This window comes from Bacteroides caecigallinarum (genome assembly GCF_016901995.1).
Classification (GTDB): domain Bacteria; phylum Bacteroidota; class Bacteroidia; order Bacteroidales; family Bacteroidaceae; genus Phocaeicola; species Phocaeicola cellulolyticus.
On the sequence record NZ_JACJLE010000001.1, the window covers coordinates 85,520 to 102,615 of the forward strand.

22 protein-coding genes are annotated in these 17,096 nt (G+C 38.5%); 9 read left to right on the forward strand and 13 right to left on the reverse strand.

Annotated elements, in window-relative coordinates; translation table 11 throughout:
- Positions 1-24 precede the first annotated feature (24 nt).
- Positions 25-2,037, forward strand: coding sequence for a M56 family metallopeptidase (locus H6A61_RS00380; RefSeq protein ID WP_204390348.1), 2,013 nt, complete (start codon positions 25-27; stop codon positions 2,035-2,037).
- A gap of 160 nt (positions 2,038-2,197) precedes the next feature.
- Here the strand turns inward: H6A61_RS00380 and efp are convergent, their stop codons facing one another.
- Complete coding sequence (gene efp / locus H6A61_RS00385; protein WP_154043464.1) at positions 2,198-2,764, reverse strand: elongation factor P; 567 nt, start codon at positions 2,762-2,764, stop codon at positions 2,198-2,200.
- 192 nt (positions 2,765-2,956) lie between these two features.
- Between efp and rpmH the strand changes: the two genes are divergently transcribed.
- From rpmH to H6A61_RS00420, 7 genes are all read left to right on the forward strand, one after another.
- Entirely contained in the window at positions 2,957-3,118 is a 162-nt protein-coding gene (rpmH, locus tag H6A61_RS00390) for a 50S ribosomal protein L34 (protein WP_004292199.1), read from the forward strand.
- A 139-nt stretch (positions 3,119-3,257) separates the two neighbouring features.
- On the forward strand, positions 3,258-3,908 hold the full coding sequence (locus tag H6A61_RS00395; protein ID WP_154043465.1) for a PASTA domain-containing protein: 651 nt from the start codon (positions 3,258-3,260) through the stop codon (positions 3,906-3,908).
- A 14-nt stretch (positions 3,909-3,922) separates the two neighbouring features.
- Positions 3,923-4,996: an RluA family pseudouridine synthase gene (locus H6A61_RS00400; protein WP_204390349.1), complete on the forward strand. Its 1,074-nt coding sequence runs from the start codon at positions 3,923-3,925 to the stop codon at positions 4,994-4,996.
- A gap of 15 nt (positions 4,997-5,011) precedes the next feature.
- Complete coding sequence (locus tag H6A61_RS00405; protein WP_204390350.1) at positions 5,012-6,001, forward strand: D-alanine--D-alanine ligase; 990 nt, start codon at positions 5,012-5,014, stop codon at positions 5,999-6,001.
- Positions 6,002-6,029: 28 nt separating this feature from the next.
- Positions 6,030-7,184 carry a 1-acyl-sn-glycerol-3-phosphate acyltransferase gene (locus tag H6A61_RS00410; protein ID WP_204390351.1) on the forward strand — a complete coding sequence of 385 codons (1,155 nt, stop codon included), beginning with the start codon at positions 6,030-6,032 and terminating at the stop codon, positions 7,182-7,184.
- On the forward strand, positions 7,181-7,837 hold the full coding sequence (locus H6A61_RS00415) for a NigD-like protein (protein WP_204390352.1): 657 nt from the start codon (positions 7,181-7,183) through the stop codon (positions 7,835-7,837). Before H6A61_RS00410 ends, H6A61_RS00415 begins: the two co-directional genes overlap by 4 nt.
- Before the next feature lie 12 nt (positions 7,838-7,849).
- Complete coding sequence (locus H6A61_RS00420) at positions 7,850-8,251, forward strand: rhodanese-like domain-containing protein (protein WP_204390353.1); 402 nt, start codon at positions 7,850-7,852, stop codon at positions 8,249-8,251.
- Between the two features lie 52 nt (positions 8,252-8,303).
- On the opposite strand, the gene H6A61_RS00425 is transcribed toward H6A61_RS00420, so the two are convergent.
- Together H6A61_RS00425 and H6A61_RS00430 are read right to left on the reverse strand one after the other, a co-directional pair.
- Entirely contained in the window at positions 8,304-9,266 is a 963-nt protein-coding gene (locus tag H6A61_RS00425) for an acetylornithine carbamoyltransferase (RefSeq protein ID WP_204390354.1), read from the reverse strand.
- Positions 9,267-9,363: 97 nt separating this feature from the next.
- Positions 9,364-10,611: a glutamate-5-semialdehyde dehydrogenase gene (locus H6A61_RS00430; protein ID WP_204390355.1), complete on the reverse strand. Its 1,248-nt coding sequence runs from the start codon at positions 10,609-10,611 to the stop codon at positions 9,364-9,366.
- Positions 10,612-10,821: 210 nt separating this feature from the next.
- On the opposite strand from H6A61_RS00430, the gene H6A61_RS00435 reads away from it, so the two are divergent.
- Positions 10,822-11,061: a DUF2007-related protein gene (locus tag H6A61_RS00435; RefSeq protein ID WP_154043472.1), complete on the forward strand. Its 240-nt coding sequence runs from the start codon at positions 10,822-10,824 to the stop codon at positions 11,059-11,061.
- Between the two features lie 104 nt (positions 11,062-11,165).
- Here the strand turns inward: H6A61_RS00435 and rplQ are convergent, their stop codons facing one another.
- The 10 genes from rplQ to rplO are packed head-to-tail and all read right to left on the reverse strand — an operon-like array spanning position 11,166 to position 17,077.
- Positions 11,166-11,651 (reverse strand): 50S ribosomal protein L17, encoded by a 486-nt coding sequence (rplQ, locus tag H6A61_RS00440; protein ID WP_154043473.1) that lies wholly within the window; start codon positions 11,649-11,651, stop codon positions 11,166-11,168.
- A gap of 3 nt (positions 11,652-11,654) precedes the next feature.
- Entirely contained in the window at positions 11,655-12,647 is a 993-nt protein-coding gene (locus H6A61_RS00445; protein ID WP_154043474.1) for a DNA-directed RNA polymerase subunit alpha, read from the reverse strand.
- Positions 12,648-12,658: 11 nt separating this feature from the next.
- Positions 12,659-13,264, reverse strand: coding sequence for a 30S ribosomal protein S4 (rpsD, locus tag H6A61_RS00450; protein ID WP_154043475.1), 606 nt, complete (start codon positions 13,262-13,264; stop codon positions 12,659-12,661).
- Between the two features lie 43 nt (positions 13,265-13,307).
- Complete coding sequence (rpsK, locus tag H6A61_RS00455; RefSeq protein ID WP_005844897.1) at positions 13,308-13,697, reverse strand: 30S ribosomal protein S11; 390 nt, start codon at positions 13,695-13,697, stop codon at positions 13,308-13,310.
- A gap of 11 nt (positions 13,698-13,708) precedes the next feature.
- A complete protein-coding gene (gene rpsM, locus H6A61_RS00460) occupies positions 13,709-14,089 on the reverse strand; it encodes a 30S ribosomal protein S13 (RefSeq protein ID WP_154043476.1) in 381 nt (126 codons plus the stop codon).
- Between the two features lie 33 nt (positions 14,090-14,122).
- Complete coding sequence (gene ykgO, locus H6A61_RS00465; protein ID WP_002558051.1) at positions 14,123-14,239, reverse strand: type B 50S ribosomal protein L36; 117 nt, start codon at positions 14,237-14,239, stop codon at positions 14,123-14,125.
- Positions 14,240-14,252: 13 nt separating this feature from the next.
- Complete coding sequence (infA, locus tag H6A61_RS00470) at positions 14,253-14,471, reverse strand: translation initiation factor IF-1 (RefSeq protein ID WP_002558052.1); 219 nt, start codon at positions 14,469-14,471, stop codon at positions 14,253-14,255.
- Positions 14,472-14,480: 9 nt separating this feature from the next.
- On the reverse strand, positions 14,481-15,272 hold the full coding sequence (gene map / locus H6A61_RS00475; RefSeq protein ID WP_204390356.1) for a type I methionyl aminopeptidase: 792 nt from the start codon (positions 15,270-15,272) through the stop codon (positions 14,481-14,483).
- Positions 15,273-15,279: 7 nt separating this feature from the next.
- Entirely contained in the window at positions 15,280-16,626 is a 1,347-nt protein-coding gene (gene secY, locus H6A61_RS00480) for a preprotein translocase subunit SecY (protein ID WP_154043478.1), read from the reverse strand.
- 4 nt (positions 16,627-16,630) lie between these two features.
- Positions 16,631-17,077, reverse strand: coding sequence for a 50S ribosomal protein L15 (gene rplO / locus H6A61_RS00485; protein ID WP_154043479.1), 447 nt, complete (start codon positions 17,075-17,077; stop codon positions 16,631-16,633).
- Positions 17,078-17,096 lie beyond the last annotated feature (19 nt).

Genomic DNA, 17,096 nt, shown 5'->3' on the forward strand with positions numbered 1-17,096 from the left:
CAACGCTAGAAGAAGTTTAATAATATGGGAACACTACTTATATATATACTGAAATCGGCTGTTTGTCTGGCAATATTCTACCTATTCTACAAACTGCTGATGAGCCGCGAAACTTTTCATCGTTTCAACCGTTTTTCCCTGCTTGGCCTGATGATTATATGTTCTATAATACCTTTCGCCAAGATAAGCATGGAGAGACCTGTCGAAACAGTTCAGGTAGAAATATCCATGGATGAATCACTGATGATGCCGGTCATTACTGATACTGATCCGGCAACTCCAACAGGAAATTCTTCCACTATGGAATATATCATCTTGTTTGCTACTGCCATTTACCTTTTGGGAATAGTATTCTTTGCCGCAAAAGAAATCTTCCAGTTCAGAAAAGTGCTTAATATAACCCGCAGAGGCAAAGAAGAAGATATCAACCTGTATATAAAAGACAATACAAGTAAAATAAAACTTATAGTGACAGACGAAAACATATCACCTTTCAGCTGGATGAACCGTATAGTTATATCACGTACCGACCTGAAAGAAAACGGGAAAGAGATATTATGTCACGAAATGGCACACATATCCAACCATCATTCCATCGACCTTATTCTGGCAGATATATGCATACTTCTGCAATGGTTCAACCCTGCATCATGGCTTATCAAATCGGAACTTCAGAACGTACATGAATTTGAGGCCGACGAAACCGTAATAAAAAATGGTATAGACGCAAGGAATTATCAACTATTATTAATAAAAAAAGCTGTCGGCTCAAGGCTCTACTCAATCGCCAACAGCTTTAATCACAGTAAACTTAAAAAACGTATCACTATGATGATGAAAAAGAAATCCAGCCCATGGGCACGTGCGAAGTATCTCTACGTACTTCCATTGGCAGCTGTAGCAGTTGCCGCCTTTGCCCATCCTGAAATCTCAAAATTAACAGACGAGATTTCAAGTGTCAAAGTTAATGATTTTTCGGCAATTACGGAAAATCATGAGGTAGAAAACAGTTATTCCAAACCTAATGGCCTTATATTGGCGGAAGGTAGAATAGTTGACGATGCAACAGGAAAAGCAATAAAGGGCGCCAGTATCGTGGAAAGAGGTTCTACGAATGGGACTATTTCGGATGAAAACGGGAAATTCAGTCTAAGAGTTTCAGAAAATTCTGTAATAGTAGTTTCGTTTATAGGAAAGCAGACATGTTCTTTCGTTGCTTCGGCTATCGAGGTTAAAAACATGAAAGACAAGCCAATAAGAATGAAGGACGAGGTACAGGTTACGGATGAAGTGGTTGTAGTAGGCTACGAACAGGAAGAAGTTCCTCAAAAAGAGGAAGTGCCACAAGCCTCAAAATCAGAAAATGGAGAAGTTTTCATGATAGTGGAGCAAATGCCTGAATATCCAGGAGGAATGTCCGAGTTGATGAAATACATAGCACGCAACATTAAATATCCGGCTGATGCCTTAAGAGAGAAAACACAAGGAAGAGTGATAGTCCAGTTTATAGTAGGGACAGACGGATACACCTCTGACTTCAAAGTCATGAAAAGCGTATCTCCATCGCTTGACGCTGAAGCAATAAGAGTGCTGGCGAACATGCCTAGATGGACTCCGGGAATGCAAAGAGGAGAAGCTGTTCCTGTAAAATTTACAGTACCTGTAACTTTCAAGCTCGACAATCAGGATAAAGCCGCGTCCCAAACCACCGCCGATTCTCCTACTATGCCCGGAAACGTAAGTTTCAACAAGTCATTGGAGAATGTCCTGATTGTTATAGACGAGAAAGTGGCATCACAGCAAGAATTCAGTGCCTTGAAACCTCAAAACATTGAAAGAATAGAAGTCATAAAAGAAGATAGCAAGGCACAGGAAATATTCCGTAAATACAGTGTATTCGACAAGAAAGAAGGAGTAATAATGATTAAAACGAAAGTATGGAATGATGAACCAACTGTAACTCTAAGCGCTGATAAAATGGACAGTAAAACTGCGAAAATAATAAAAGACAAACTGATTAACGACTACACAAAATAGGCGTGCGCACATTCGACTTAAAACGGGCGTCCATTCAATCCAAAACGGACGCACGTTTTACCTAAAACGCCTTGTCGTTTTTTTAAAAAATATGCTCCCCCTATCAGAGTTCTGAAAGAGGGAGCATTTATACTATTAAAATTCGTGCAAAAACAAATTATCAAGCCTTAACACGACCTACGTATGAACCATCGCGAGTATCAACTTCGATGATTTCATCCTGATTGATGAACAATGGAACACGTACTGTAGCACCTGTTTCTACTGTAGCAGGTTTAGTAGCGTTAGTTGCTGTATCACCCTTCAATCCTGGTTCTGTGTAAGTAACCTTCAACTGAACCTTAACAGGCAATTCAGCGAAAAGGATAGTTTCAGTAGAAGCGTCAGAAACAACTTCGATAACCATTTCTTCTTTCAGGAAGTCAACACCTTCGATAAGATCGTGAGCGATAGGCACCTGTTCGAAAGTTTCCTGATTCATGAAGATATAATCATTACCTTCCTTATACAAGTACTGGTAAGGACGACGTTCAACACGTACATCTTCAAGTTTTTCACCGATATTGAAACGACGTTCCAAAACGTAACCGTCAACAACATCTTTCAATTTAGTACGCATGAAAGTGTTTCCTTTACCCGGTTTTACATGAAGGAAGTCAATACAGAAATAAATCTTGCCATCCATACGGATTGCTGTTCCGATTTTAATGTCTTGAGCATTAATCATAAGTAGAAATCTTTATATTTATATGTAATAATTGATATTCAGAGTAATAATTCGGGTGCAAAATTAATCTAAATCACGAAAAAACGCAAAAAGTTTTGTGTAAAAATGACTTATATCTTTGATTATTAAAAAAAAGTCACTAATTTTGCAGCCCGAACGCATAGAATAATAACATAAATAGTATATACAAAAATGAAAAGAACATTCCAACCCTCTAACAGAAAGAGAAAAAACAAACACGGTTTCCGTGAAAGAATGGCTACTGCAAATGGTCGCCGAGTATTGGCAGCACGTCGTGCTAAAGGTCGTAAAAAATTGACTGTATCTGACGAATACAACGGAGTTAAGGCATAAGCCGTGCTTTGGAATTAAGATTTAAGAAAAGCCGCAATGTACTGATGACAGTATTTTGCGGCTTTTTCTGTTTTTATACATTATCAATAAAACGAATAACCAAAAAAATCGTATCTTTGTCGAAAATATTCAACAAGTTATGATAGGATTTAAAGACTTCTTTTCGTTCCAGAAAAATAAATTCTTCTGGATTAACATAATTGGTATGGTTGTGGTAATAATAGCTGTGACATGGGGAACTTTGGCTTGGCTTGATTCATATACCAGACATGGAGAAGCACATATAGTGCCTGATGTAAAAAACAAAAACATAGAGGAAGCCGTCAGAATTCTGAATGAAGGTACAATGGAAAGTGTAGTCATAGACTCAAATTACGTTAAAGGTGTACCGGCAGGAATGGTTCTGGAACAGACTCCCGCTGCAGGAGCCAGAGTAAAGGAAGGCAGAACTGTATATCTGACAATAACCACTACCTCTGTTCCACTGATACAGCTGCCTGACATTATTGACAACAGTTCCATAAGACAAGCAGAAGCAAAACTGAAAAGTATAGGTTTCAAGCTTACAGAACCTGAACTCGTTCCGGGAGAACAGGACTGGGTGTATGGAATAAAATACAGAGGAAGAGAACTGAAATCGGGCGATAAAGTGCCTAACGAGGCTCTTCTCACCTTGTGTGTGGGAGATACTCATTTAAGGGATTCACTTGCTATGGATTCCACTATGATTGAAATAAATCCAATGCCTCAAAATGAAGAAAAACCTGAGGTGGATGATTCCTGGTTCTAACTAATAATGAAAGAATGGCAGAAGATATTTTTCTTGATGATATTGACGATACATTAGACGACCTTGAGCCGACCGGAAATTCCGGAGAGTTGTATGAGCACTTCAAGGTTGTAGTCGATAAAGGACAGTCGCCGGTAAGAATAGACAAATACCTTTTTGAAAGGATAGTAAACGCCTCAAGAAACAGGATACAGGCTGCTGCGGATGCGGGGTTCGTTATGGCTAACGGAAAACCGGTGAAAAGCAGCTATAAGGTGAAACCTTTGGATGTACTGACGGTGATGATGGACCGTCCGAAATATGACAACGACATTATTCCTGAAGATATTCCACTTGACATTGTTTACGAGGACAGTGAACTTATGGTGATAAACAAGCCTGCAGGACTTGTGGTACATCCGGGATGCGGCAATTATCATGGCACATTGGTCAATGCTATTGCATGGCATCTGAGAGACGTTCCTACATACGACCCGAACGATCCTCAAGTGGGATTGGTGCATAGAATAGACAAGGATACATCCGGACTGTTGGTTATAGCCAAAACACCTGATGCGAAGACCAGCCTGGGAATGCAATTCTACAATAAGACCACAAAACGTGAATACAACGCACTGGTGTGGGGAATAGTGGAAGAGGACGAAGGAACAATAACGGGCAACATAGGACGTAATCCCAAAGACAGAATGCAAATGGCTGTAATGGCTGATCCGAATCAAGGGAAACATGCCGTGACGCACTATAAGGTTTTGGAAAGGCTTGGATATGTGACACTTGTGAAATGTGTGCTGGAGACTGGAAGAACACATCAGATTCGCGTACACATGAAGCATATAGGGCACGTACTTTTCAATGACGAAAGATATGGCGGCAACGAAATTCTGAAAGGGACTCATTTCAGCAAATACAAACAATTCGTAAACAACTGTTTTGATATTTGTCCAAGACAGGCGTTACATGCCAAGACTTTAGGTTTCGTACATCCTAAGACCGGAGAAGAAATGTTCTTCACATCGGAACTGCCTAAGGATATGACAGAACTGATTGAGAAATGGAGAACTTATATCAGTAATAGAGAACAGATTTGAATAATATAAATAAAGATGAAACGTACAGTAGCAATTATTGCAGGCGGTGACTCTTCGGAACATGAAGTGTCAATGAACAGTGCAAAAGGCATTTATTCTTTTATTGATAAGGAAAAATACAATCTATATATAGTAGAATTGAGCAAGAAGGCCTGGGAAGCCGTGCTTGCCGATGGAACACGTTCGAAAATAGACAAGAACGATTTCAGTTTTATGGATGGCGACAAAAAGGTGAAACCTGACTTCGCATATATCACCATACATGGCACTCCGGGTGAAAATGGTATCCTGCAGGGGTATTTCGAATTGTTGGATATCCCCTACTCTACTTGCGACGTCCTGGTTTCTGCCATGACTTTCAGCAAGTTTACATTGAACCAATATCTGAAAGGATTCGGCATCAGAGTTGCGGAGTCTATGCTGGTAAACAAACGTTTCGGCATAGAGGATAAGGATGTTATAGAGAAAATAGGTCTTCCTTGTTTTATCAAGCCTAATGCCAGCGGTTCAAGCTTCGGTGTGACAAAAGTAAAAACAGCGGATCAGATACAACCTGCCCTGAAAGCTGCCTTTGCAGAATCGGATGATGTGATGATAGAGGCATTCATGGACGGTATTGAGCTGGCAAACGGATGTTATAAGACAAAGAATAAATCTGTAGTATTCCCTATCACTGAAGTGGTTAGCGACAATGAGTTTTTCGATTATAACGCAAAATATAAAGGTGAAGTGACTGAAATAACTCCTGCACGTCTCAGTCCTGAGCTTACAGAGAGGGTAAAGAAGCTGACTTCTGCCGTGTATGATATTTTGGGATGTAAGGGTATAGTAAGAGTTGACTATATCATTACTGAGGGTGAAAAGATTAATATGCTCGAAATAAACACCACTCCGGGAATGACATCTACAAGCTTTATTCCGCAGCAGGTAAAGGCTGCAGGACTTGACATGAAAGATGTGATGACAGACATCATAGCAGAAGGACTGGAAAAGTATTCTAAATAAACATTCATAACCATAAAAACTGAAAGCCATGAGAATACCTGAAGAATTTGACGAAATCCGCCCCTATTCTCCGGAAGAACTTCCAAAGATCTTCGAAGAATTATTGTCTGACAGTGATTTTATAGAGGTGATAAAGAAGGTATTGCCAGATACTCCAATTGAGGCATTGGCCAATATATTGAGAAACTGCAAGACTAACCTTGATGTGCAGAAGAATATTTTTTATGGATTACTGCATGACATCATAAAGAAATGCAGCGACGGATTCAGTTTCGACAGCTCGCAGATTGCAGACAAGAACAAAGGATATACTTTTATATCCAATCACAGGGATATTGTACTGGACTCCGGGTTCCTTTCAGTAGGACTCATTGACAACGGATTCCCTACTACAGTAGAAATAGCAATAGGTGACAATCTTCTGATATACCCGTGGATAAAGAAGCTGGTGCGTGTAAACAAGGCGTTCATAGTACAAAGGGCACTGAGCATGCGACAAATGCTTGAGGCTTCGGCCAGAATGTCAAGATATATTCATTTTGCAGTTACACAGAAGCAGGAAAATATATGGATAGCGCAACGCGAGGGAAGAGCAAAGGACTCTAATGACCGTACTCAGGACAGTGTGCTGAAGATGCTGGCAATGGGTGGTAGCGGCGACGTAATAGACAGTCTGAAGGAGCTTAACATAGTGCCTTTGTCACTGTCATATGAATATGACCCGTGTGATTTCCTTAAAGCTCAGGAAATGCAGCTGAAAAGAGATGTAGAAGGCTTCAAGAAAAGCCAGCAGGACGACCTGGTGAATATGCAGACAGGAATTTTCGGATACAAGGGAAGAATACATTTCCAGACAGGCCCATGCATAAACGACGAACTGGAGGCTTTGCGCGGATTGCCTAAAGTGGAGATATTTACAAAAGTTTCTGAGATTATAGACAGATATATCCACCGCAATTACAGAATGTATCCTGCCAATTATATTGCATGTGATATGCTTAACGGAAACAAGGCGATGGCAGAACATTATACGGCTGAAGACAAGGCAAAATTTGAGGCTTATCTCGAAAAGAAGATTTCGCTTATAAACATTCCTGACAAGGATATTGACTTCTTACGTGAACGTATTCTGACTATGTATGCAAATCCTGCTATCAATCATCTCCATGCAATAAAGGAATGAGGAAAGGTTTTTACATAATAATTCTAGTATGCATTGTGGCTTTTTCATCTTGCAAGAAAGATGAATATGTATATCCTAGTGTACTGACAGGACTTGTTGACATAAAGACAAATTCTTCCGGAAAACTATCGTATATTCAAAGCGACAACGGAGATATGTATCAGATAATGGAGAGGAGTGGACTGGAAGGTTTCACTCCGGACTCTACTTATAGGGCGCTATCAATCTTCGAACCCGGAGAAAGCAGCAACGATGTTTTTACAGCCAAGGTTTATTCATGTCAGTTTGTTATTTCAGTTATTCCATCTCCGGCAGACAAGTTTGATAAAGGGATAAAAACTGATCCGCTGGATATAGACAGAATTTGGAGTTCGGGAAACTATATAAATATGGTACTGGACATTATGGCAAAAGACAAAACGCACGTATTGAATTTCGTTGATAACGGGATAACAAACAATGCAGATGGAAGCAAGACACTGGATATAACGGTTTATCATGATCAGAATGGTGATTATGAAGCCTACACGAAAAAAGCGTATGCTTCTATTCCGTTATGGCCTTATAGAGGAGTTTTGGCAGAAGGTGACAGAATAATAGTGCACATAAACACATTTAAGGAAGGAAATACGACAAGAGAGTTCCATTACTAAACATTCTATATTATGACATTGAAGAGTATATATTTCATGTTCTTTGTATGTGTCTTTCTGTTTGGACTGATGGCATGCAGTTCGAAACCAAAAGACAAATTCACAAATCTTTCGGCAGACGAATTCGAGAAGCTGATAGAAAACGATGATGTACAAAGACTGGATGTAAGGACTGTTGCCGAATATAGTGAAGGTCACATACCAGGCAGCATAAACATAAATATATTTGATGATAAGTTTTCAGCTGCGGCTGATGAGATTCTTGACAAATCCAGACCAGTAGCTGTATATTGCAAGAGTGGACGCAGAAGCAGGAATGCCGCAAGACTTCTGGTAAAGAAAGGATATACGGTATATAATCTTGACAAGGGTATCCTGAACTGGATAGACTTAGGTAAAGATATAGAGAAATAACATAAAAGGGCAGTTCAAACCGAAATGGTAGAGAACTGCCCTTATTTATTTTTTACAATGACTGAAGCATTCTTTTCAATACAACTGTTGCTGAGATCTCACGGTTTGCCGCCTCAGGAATAACCAACGATGTAGGTGCTTCAATAACATCATCGGTAACTATCATATTTCTGCGCACAGGCAAACAATGCATGAAATAGGCATTATTAGTGACTGCCATATGTTTGGCATCAACAGTCCATCCCATATCCTTTGAAAGCACCTTTCCATAATCAGCAGGATTGGTAACTCCTGGACATGCCCAGTTCTTTGCATATATAAAATCTGCGCCTTCGAAAGCCTTCATCTGATCATACTCAACTTTTGCACCACGTACAAATTTAGGGTCGAGTTCGTAGCCTTCCGGATGAGTAATAACGAAATCAACATCTGCCTCGTTCATGAAGTCTGCAAATGAGTTAGGCACTGCCTGAGGGAGGGCTTTAGGATGTGGAGCCCAGGTAAGCACAACTTTAGGACGGTCCTTTTTCTTATATTCTTCTATAGTGATAAGATCTGCAAATGCCTGTAGAGGATGTCCTGTAGCAGCTTCCATAGAAAATACAGGCTTGCCTGAATATTTGATGAACTGGTTAAGAATTTTCTCGGTATAATCGTCTGTGCGACTCTCAAACTGTGCAAACGAACGGACACCGATTATGTCACAATAAGAAGCCATCACCGGTATTGCCTCCAGAAGATGTTCACTCTTATCACCATCCATGACAACTCCACGTTCTGTTTCAAGCTTCCATGCTCCCTGATTAACGTCCAACACTATCACATCCATTCCTAAATTACGTGCTGCCTTCTGTGTGCTTAAACGTGTACGAAGACTATTATTGAAAAATATCAGCAAGCATGTTTTGTGCTTTCCCAATGATTCATATTTATATCTGTCACTCTTTATCTCGAAAGCTTCAGCCAAAGCTGTTTTCAAGTCACCCAAGTCGAATACGTTAGTATATGTTTTCATAAGATGTATGTATATTAATTAGTTTTCGATAGCAAAAATACAATAAAAATACAATTATACGCTATAATAACGAATATTATTACATAAATATTAATGTTTACTTCCTTATCTGACCGTTTCCCTCTATAATCCACTTGTAAGTGGTTATCTCTTTTAATCCCATCGGGCCACGGGCATGGAGTTTCTGGGTACTGATCCCTATCTCTGCACCCAAGCCAAACTGTGCACCGTCAGTAAACGAAGTCGGAGCATTCACATAAACACAGGCAGCATCGACAGCTCGTCTGAAATACTCTGCTGCATTTTTATCTTCTGTCACTATACACTCACTGTGTTTTGAACTGTATTTGAATATATGATTGATGGCTTCATCTATATTGCTCACGGTTTTTATTGCCATTTTATAATCCAGGAATTCTGTTCCGTAACTATCTTTTGTAGCTGGTTGCAATAATTCCGCCGGATAAGTGCCTTTTAAGGCATCGTATGAGGATTTATCTGCGTATATGATAACATTGCTGGAAGATAATTCCGAGCAAATCTGGGGCAAATCTGAGAGTCTGTCGAAGTGTATCAGAAGGCAGTCCAAAGCATTACATACACTGACTCTCCTTGTCTTGGCGTTATTGACTATTCGAGCGCCTTTATTGACATCACCTGCCAAATCAAAATAAGTATGACAAATTCCCGCTCCGGTTTCAATTACAGGCACGGTAGCTTCAGTACGCACATAATTGATAAGGTTACTGCTGCCACGTGGTATTATCAAATCTACATATCCATTGGCATGAAGAAGTTCGGTAGTAGTTTCTCTGTCTGTTGGCAATAAGGTTACTATATTTTCATCAACTGCAAATTTTACAAGCACTTCGCGGATTATTTCTACGATAGCCATATTGGAATTATATGCATCACTTCCACCTTTCAACACACAAGCACTTCCGCTTTTCATGCAGAGAGAAAAAACATCAAAGCTTACGTTTGGACGTGCTTCATAAATAACTCCTATTACTCCAAACGGCACACTGACCTTCTTTATTTTCAAACCGTTCGGACGTACGTCTTCATACAGGACATTACCTAAAGGTGATGGTAAGGAGGCTACATTACGTATGTCTGAAGCTATATCACATATTCTCTCTCTTGTTAGCTTCAAACGATCATACTTGGGATTAGAAACTTCCATCTTTTGAAGATCCATTACGTTTGCTGTCAAAATCCTTTCAATATTTTCAACAGCTGCATCAGCCACAGCTATAAGAATCTCATTGATTTTCTTTGTATCAAGAAGAGCTAACTTACGGGAAGCTAGCCTTACGGCTTCTAAAGTTTCATTTAGACTCATAATTTCACGTTTTTCAATCCAATATTCGCAAAATTAGGATTAAATTTTGAAATATGATAATTTATTGATAAAAAAACAATATTAAGTGAAAATCATTACCGTACTGTTTGTTTAACTATGATTTATTTGCTTTTAAGAAGAAAAAAACTTAACTTTGAAAATAACAGAGAGTGTTAACCGATTATTATTAACCATTAAAAGATTATAGCTATGGCAGAAATCAATTATGACTCATTAGTAGAAGTTTTCAAAGGCAATCTTTGGGAAGCTGAATTAGTAAAAGGCTTATTAGAATCTGAAGGTGTTCAAGCTATGATAAAAGACGAAACATTGTCAGCTGTTACTTCACCATATTCTGGTATGGGTGGAGCCGTACTAGTATTGGTTAATAAGGAAGAAGAAGTCTATGCAAGAAAAATTGTAGAAGAAAGGAAAGATAGAAAAGTATAATGCAGTAAACCTACAATAAGGGTACATACTGAAAATAGGAAGAAATAAAAAATGCTGTCCCAAGAAATCTTGAGACAGCATTTTTATATATAGCATTTACAGAATTATTCAGCTTTAGGGGCTTCCTCTGTTGTTGCTTCAGTAGTAGTTTCTGCCGGTGCTTCAGTTGCAGCAGATTTTTTAGAACGACGTGTACGAGTTGTCTTCTTGGCAGCGCTCTTAGCCATGTTTTCGTTGTAGTCAACCAACTCGATGAAACACATTTCAGCGTTATCACCTAAACGGTTACCAGTCTTAATTATACGAGTATAACCGCCTGGACGATCAGCAACCTTAACAGAGATTTCTTTGAAAAGTTCTGTTACAGCAAACTTATCCTGCAAGTTACTGAATACTACACGACGTGAGTTTGTTGTATCTTCCTTTGATTTTGTTATCAGAGGTTCAACGAACTTCTTCAAAGCTTTAGCCTTCGCAACAGTCGTAGTGATTCTTTTGTGCTTGATCAAAGAACATGCCATGTTTGACAACATTGCGTTTCTATGAGAAGCAGTACGACCTAAATGGTTAAATTTTTTATTATGTCTCATTTTTTATTCTTTATCTAATTTATATTTAGAAATATCTGTTCCAAACGTAAGATTCAGACTCTCGAGCAAATCATCAAGCTCAGTGAGCGATTTCTTTCCAAAGTTTCTGAACTTAAGAAGATCAGTCTTGTTGAACTGAACGAGATCACCAAGTGTCTCAACATCTGCAGCCTTAAGACAATTAAGCGCACGAACTGAAAGGTCCATATCGACTAACTTAGTCTTGAGCAATTGTCTCATATGCAATACTTCTTCATCGAATTCTTCGTTGCTGTCTGCATCTGATGCTTCAAGAGTGATCTTTTCATCAGAGAACAACATAAAGTGATGAATCAATATTTTTGCAGCTTCTTTAAGCGCTTCCTTTGGATGAATGGAACCATCCGTACTAATTTCAAGTACAAGCTTTTCAAAGTCTGTTTTCTGTTCAACACGGAAGTTTTCAACAGAATACTTGACATTACGTATCGGAGTATAAATAGAATCAATAGGAATTACATTAACATCAGTGCAATACACTCGATTTTCATCGGCTGGAACGTATCCGCGACCTTTGTTAATTGTAATGTCTATTTGCATAGTTGCTTTTGAGTCTAAATGGCAAATAACCAATTCAGGATTTAACACTTCAAATCCGGTCAAATGCTTTCCAATGTCACCTGCCTTGAATTCAGTTGAATTCTCAACAGTTATGCTGACACTTTCATTTTCGTATTCGTCAACTATCTGCTTGAATCTTACTTGCTTCAGATTCAAGATAATGTTAGTCACATCTTCTTTTACACCAGGAATAGTTGCAAATTCATGTTCTACACCTTCAATACGTATAGTGTTGATTGCATAACCTTCCAAAGAAGAAAGAAGAATACGGCGTAAAGCATTACCTACGGTAATACCGAAACCGGGTTCAAGCGGACGGAATTCAAATTTACCGAATTTAGAATCCGCTTCTAACATTAATACTTTATCTGGTTTTTGAAATGCTAATATCGCCATGAAATTAATTATTATTTAGAGTACAATTCAACGATTAAGTGTTCTTTTATGTTTTCTGGAATGTCAGCTCTCTGTGGTATGTGCAACATCTTACCAGTCTTAGAGTTCTGATCCCATTCTAACCAAGGGTATTTGCTGTGGTTGAATCCAGTCAATGCATTTTCAATAACTTCGAGTGACTTAGATTTTTCACGTACACCTACCAACTGACCAGGTTTTACAGCATATGATGGGATGTTAACAACTTTACCATCAACAACAATATGCTTGTGACCTACCAACTGACGAGCTGCAGCACGAGTTGGGGCGATACCCAAACGGAACACAACATTATCAAGACGACATTCAAGTGCCTGTAACAAAAGTTCACCAGTAATACCATTCTGACTTGCTGCTTTTTCAAACATATTACGGAACTGTTTTTCAAGTACACCGTAAGTATATTTAGCTTTCTGTTTTTCAGCCAACATGACACCGTATTCAGATGTTTTTCTACGGCGAGTATTTCCATGCTGTCCAGGAGGATAATTTCTTTTTGCTAAAACTTTATCTGCTCCGAAGATAGCTTCACCGAATTTACGTGCAATTCTACTTTTTGGTCCAGTATATCTAGCCATTTTTATTTGAAATTTTAATTGTTATTAATACAGGTGTCTAATATTATACTCTTCTTCTCTTAGGAGGACGACAACCGTTATGAGGCAATGGTGTTACATCGATAATTTCAGTAACTTCGATTCCAGCTCCGTGTACGGTTCTAATAGCAGACTCACGTCCGTTACCTGGACCCTTAACGTATGCTTTAACCTTTCTCAATCCGAGGTCAAATGCTACCTTTGCACAATCCTGTGCAGCCATCTGTGCTGCGTATGGAGTGTTCTTCTTTGAACCTCTAAATCCCATTTTACCTGCAGAAGACCAAGAAATAATCTGACCTTCACTATTTGCTAAAGAAACAATGATGTTATTGAATGATGAATGAACATGCAACTGTCCGTTAGCATCAACCTTCACATTTCTTTTTTTAGCTGCGACTGTTTTTTTTGCCATATCAACAATTATTATTTAGTAGCTTTTTTCTTATTTGCAACAGTTTTCTTTCTTCCCTTACGTGTACGAGCATTGTTCTTAGTACTCTGTCCTCTTACAGGAAGTCCCAAACGGTGACGAACACCACGATAGCAACCAATATCCATTAATCTCTTAATGTTTAACTGGATTTCTGAACGAAGATCACCTTCTACTTTATATTCAGCAGCGATGATTTCACGGATTTTTGCAGCCTGATCATCTGACCAATCCTTTACTTTCAGGTCACGGTCAACACCTGCCTTATCCAAAATTTTTGCTGAACTACTGCGTCCTATACCATATACGTATGTTAACGCAATCTCACCTCTTTTATTCTGAGGCAAATCTACACCAACTATTCTTATAGCCATAAACTAAATTATTTTTTTTGCAAAAATAATAAATTATCCTTGACGTTGTTTATACTTAGGATTTTTCTTGTTAATAACATACAAACGGCCATTACGTCTAACGATCTTACATTCTGGCGTACGTTTCTTTAATGAAGCTCTTACTTTCATATCTTAATTTCAATTATTTATATCGGAAAACAATTCTTCCTTTTGATAAATCATATGGAGACATTTCAACTCTCACCTTATCACCAGGAAGTATCTTAATGTAATGCATTCTCATCTTTCCAGAGATATGAGCTGTTATCTCATGTCCGTTCTCAAGTTCAACTCGAAACATTGCATTTGACAATGCTTCAACTATTACACCATCTTGTTCTATTGCAGATTGTTTTGCCATATTTATTATTTACTTTTCTTCTAATACTTGTTCTATAAATTCAAAAGATGATAAGATATCAGCCTTTCCTATACCTACTGCCACCGTATGTTCGAAATGAGCGGCAAAACTATTGTCTCGGGTTCTGACAGACCAATTATCTTTCTCAAGATAAATCTTCCTGTCTCCCAAAGTTATCATAGGTTCTATTGCAAGGCACATACCTTTCTTTAAGAGTGTACCACTACCACGCTTACCATAATTAGGAACAGCCGGATCTTCGTGCATTTCTCTTCCAATGCCATGTCCGACGAATTCTCTAACTACGCCGTAATGATAAGATTCGCAATGACTCTGGACTGCATATCCAATGTCACCCAATCGCTTTCCATGAACTGCATTCTCAATACCTTTGTATAATGCTTCTTTTGTTACTTTTAATAATTGGCGAACTTCCGGACTTACTTCTCCAACACAAAATGTGTACGCTGAATCACCGCAAAAACCATTTAAAAAAGTTCCGCAATCTACTGAGACGATATCGCCATCTTTCAATGGCTCATCATTCGGTATTCCATGCACGACCTGACTATTTACTGACGTACAAATTGAAGCAGGGAAAGGAGAACCATACGGATTAGGAAAACCTTTAAAAGTTGGTATCGCTCCATTATCACGTATAAACTCTTCTGCAACCTTATCAAGTTGTCTGGTAGTAACTCCAGGTTTTATTAATTTGGCTACTTCAGCCAAAGTCCTTCCAACAAGAAGGTTACTTTGACGAAGTAGCTCTATCTCATCATCAGTTTTAAGAATTATCATAGAGTAATTAGTAAGCAGCAACGTTTCCAGAACGTCCTCTAATTCTTCCTGAGCTTAACAAGCCATCGTAATGTCTCATCAACAAATGGCTTTCAACTTGCTGAAGAGTATCAAGTACAACTCCAACCAAGATCAACAAAGATGTACCTCCGAAGAATTGAGCAAATTCAGCTTGAATACCAAAATAACCAGCGAAAGCAGGAAGAACTGCAATAATGGCAAGGAAAATAGAACCCGGCAATGTGATTCTTGTCATAATTGTATCCAAGTAATCAGAAGTTTGTTTACCAGGTTTTATACCAGGAATAAAACCATTATTTCTCTTCATGTCTTCAGCCATCTGGTTAGGATTTATTGTAATTGCTGTATAGAAATAAGTAAAGACAATAATCAAAACTGCAAAGACCAAATTGTATGCAAAGCTAGTATGATCAATTAAAGATCTCATTATACCACTGGCATTTTCTGTATTAGAAAAACCGATGAATGTAATAGGAATAAACATGATTGCCTGAGCAAAGATGATAGGCATTACATTCGCAGCATTTACTTTCAATGGTATATACTGTCTAGCGCCACCATATTGTTTGTTTCCAACAATACGTTTTGCATATTGTACTGGAACTTTACGAACTCCCTGAACCAACATAATAGCAGCTGCGATAACTGCAAGCAAGGCAACAATTTCAATAATGAACATTATGACACCACCAGTTTCTGCCAATGTCAAGCGAGATACTAACTCACCTCCAAATGCTTGAGGAAGACGAGCTATAATTCCCACCATAATGATCAATGAGATACCATTACCAATACCTTTGTCTGTAATACGTTCACCTAACCAAAGAACAAACATACTACCAGCTGCCAGTATTATTGTAGATGTAATTATAAAGAAAGTCCAATCTAATGAAGCATTAAGAGCTGGTCCAGCTTGAAACTTTAAGTTGATCAAGTAAGACGGTGCCTGGAAAATAAGAATCAATAATGTCAATATACGTGTATATTGATTGATTTTTCTTCTTCCACTTTCACCTTCGCGCTGTAATTTCTGGAAATATGGAACAGCAATAGCCAACAACTGAATCACGATGGATGCTGAGATGTATGGCATAATTCCCAATGCGAATATAGATGCATTAGAGAAAGCACCACCAGAAAACATATTCAACAAAGCAAGAAGACCTTCACTTGTCTGCTCATGCAATTTTGACAACATTTCAGGGTTGATACCTGGAAGAACCACATACGAACCTAAACGGTAAATTGCGACAAACAATATGGTAATGAGGATCCGTTTTCTCAGATCCTCAATATTCCATATATTTTTTAATGTTTCAATAGATTTTCTCATTTAATCAGAGTTTTACTGCATTACCACCAACGGCTTCGATTGCAGCTACTGCACTTTTTGAGAAAGCATTTGCTTCAACATCAAGTTTAGTAGTTAAACTACCGTTACCAAGAACTTTCACTAACTGTTTTGAAGAAATATAACCAGCTTCAATCAAATCATTGATACCAACTTTTGTCAAGTTTTTAGCATCAGCCAAAGCCTGAATTGTATCAAGGTTGATTGCTTTATATTCTACACGGTTGATATTCTTAAAACCAAATTTCGGAACACGACGCTGAAGAGGCATCTGACCACCTTCGAATCCGATCTTCTTTGAATAACCAGATCTAGACTTTGCTCCTTTATGTCCTCTTGTAGAAGTTCCACCTAAACCAGAACCTGGTCCACGACCAATTCTTTTTCTAGTCTTTACAGAGCCTTCTGCTGGAGTTAAACTATTTAAATTCATATTGTAAAATCTTTATTAT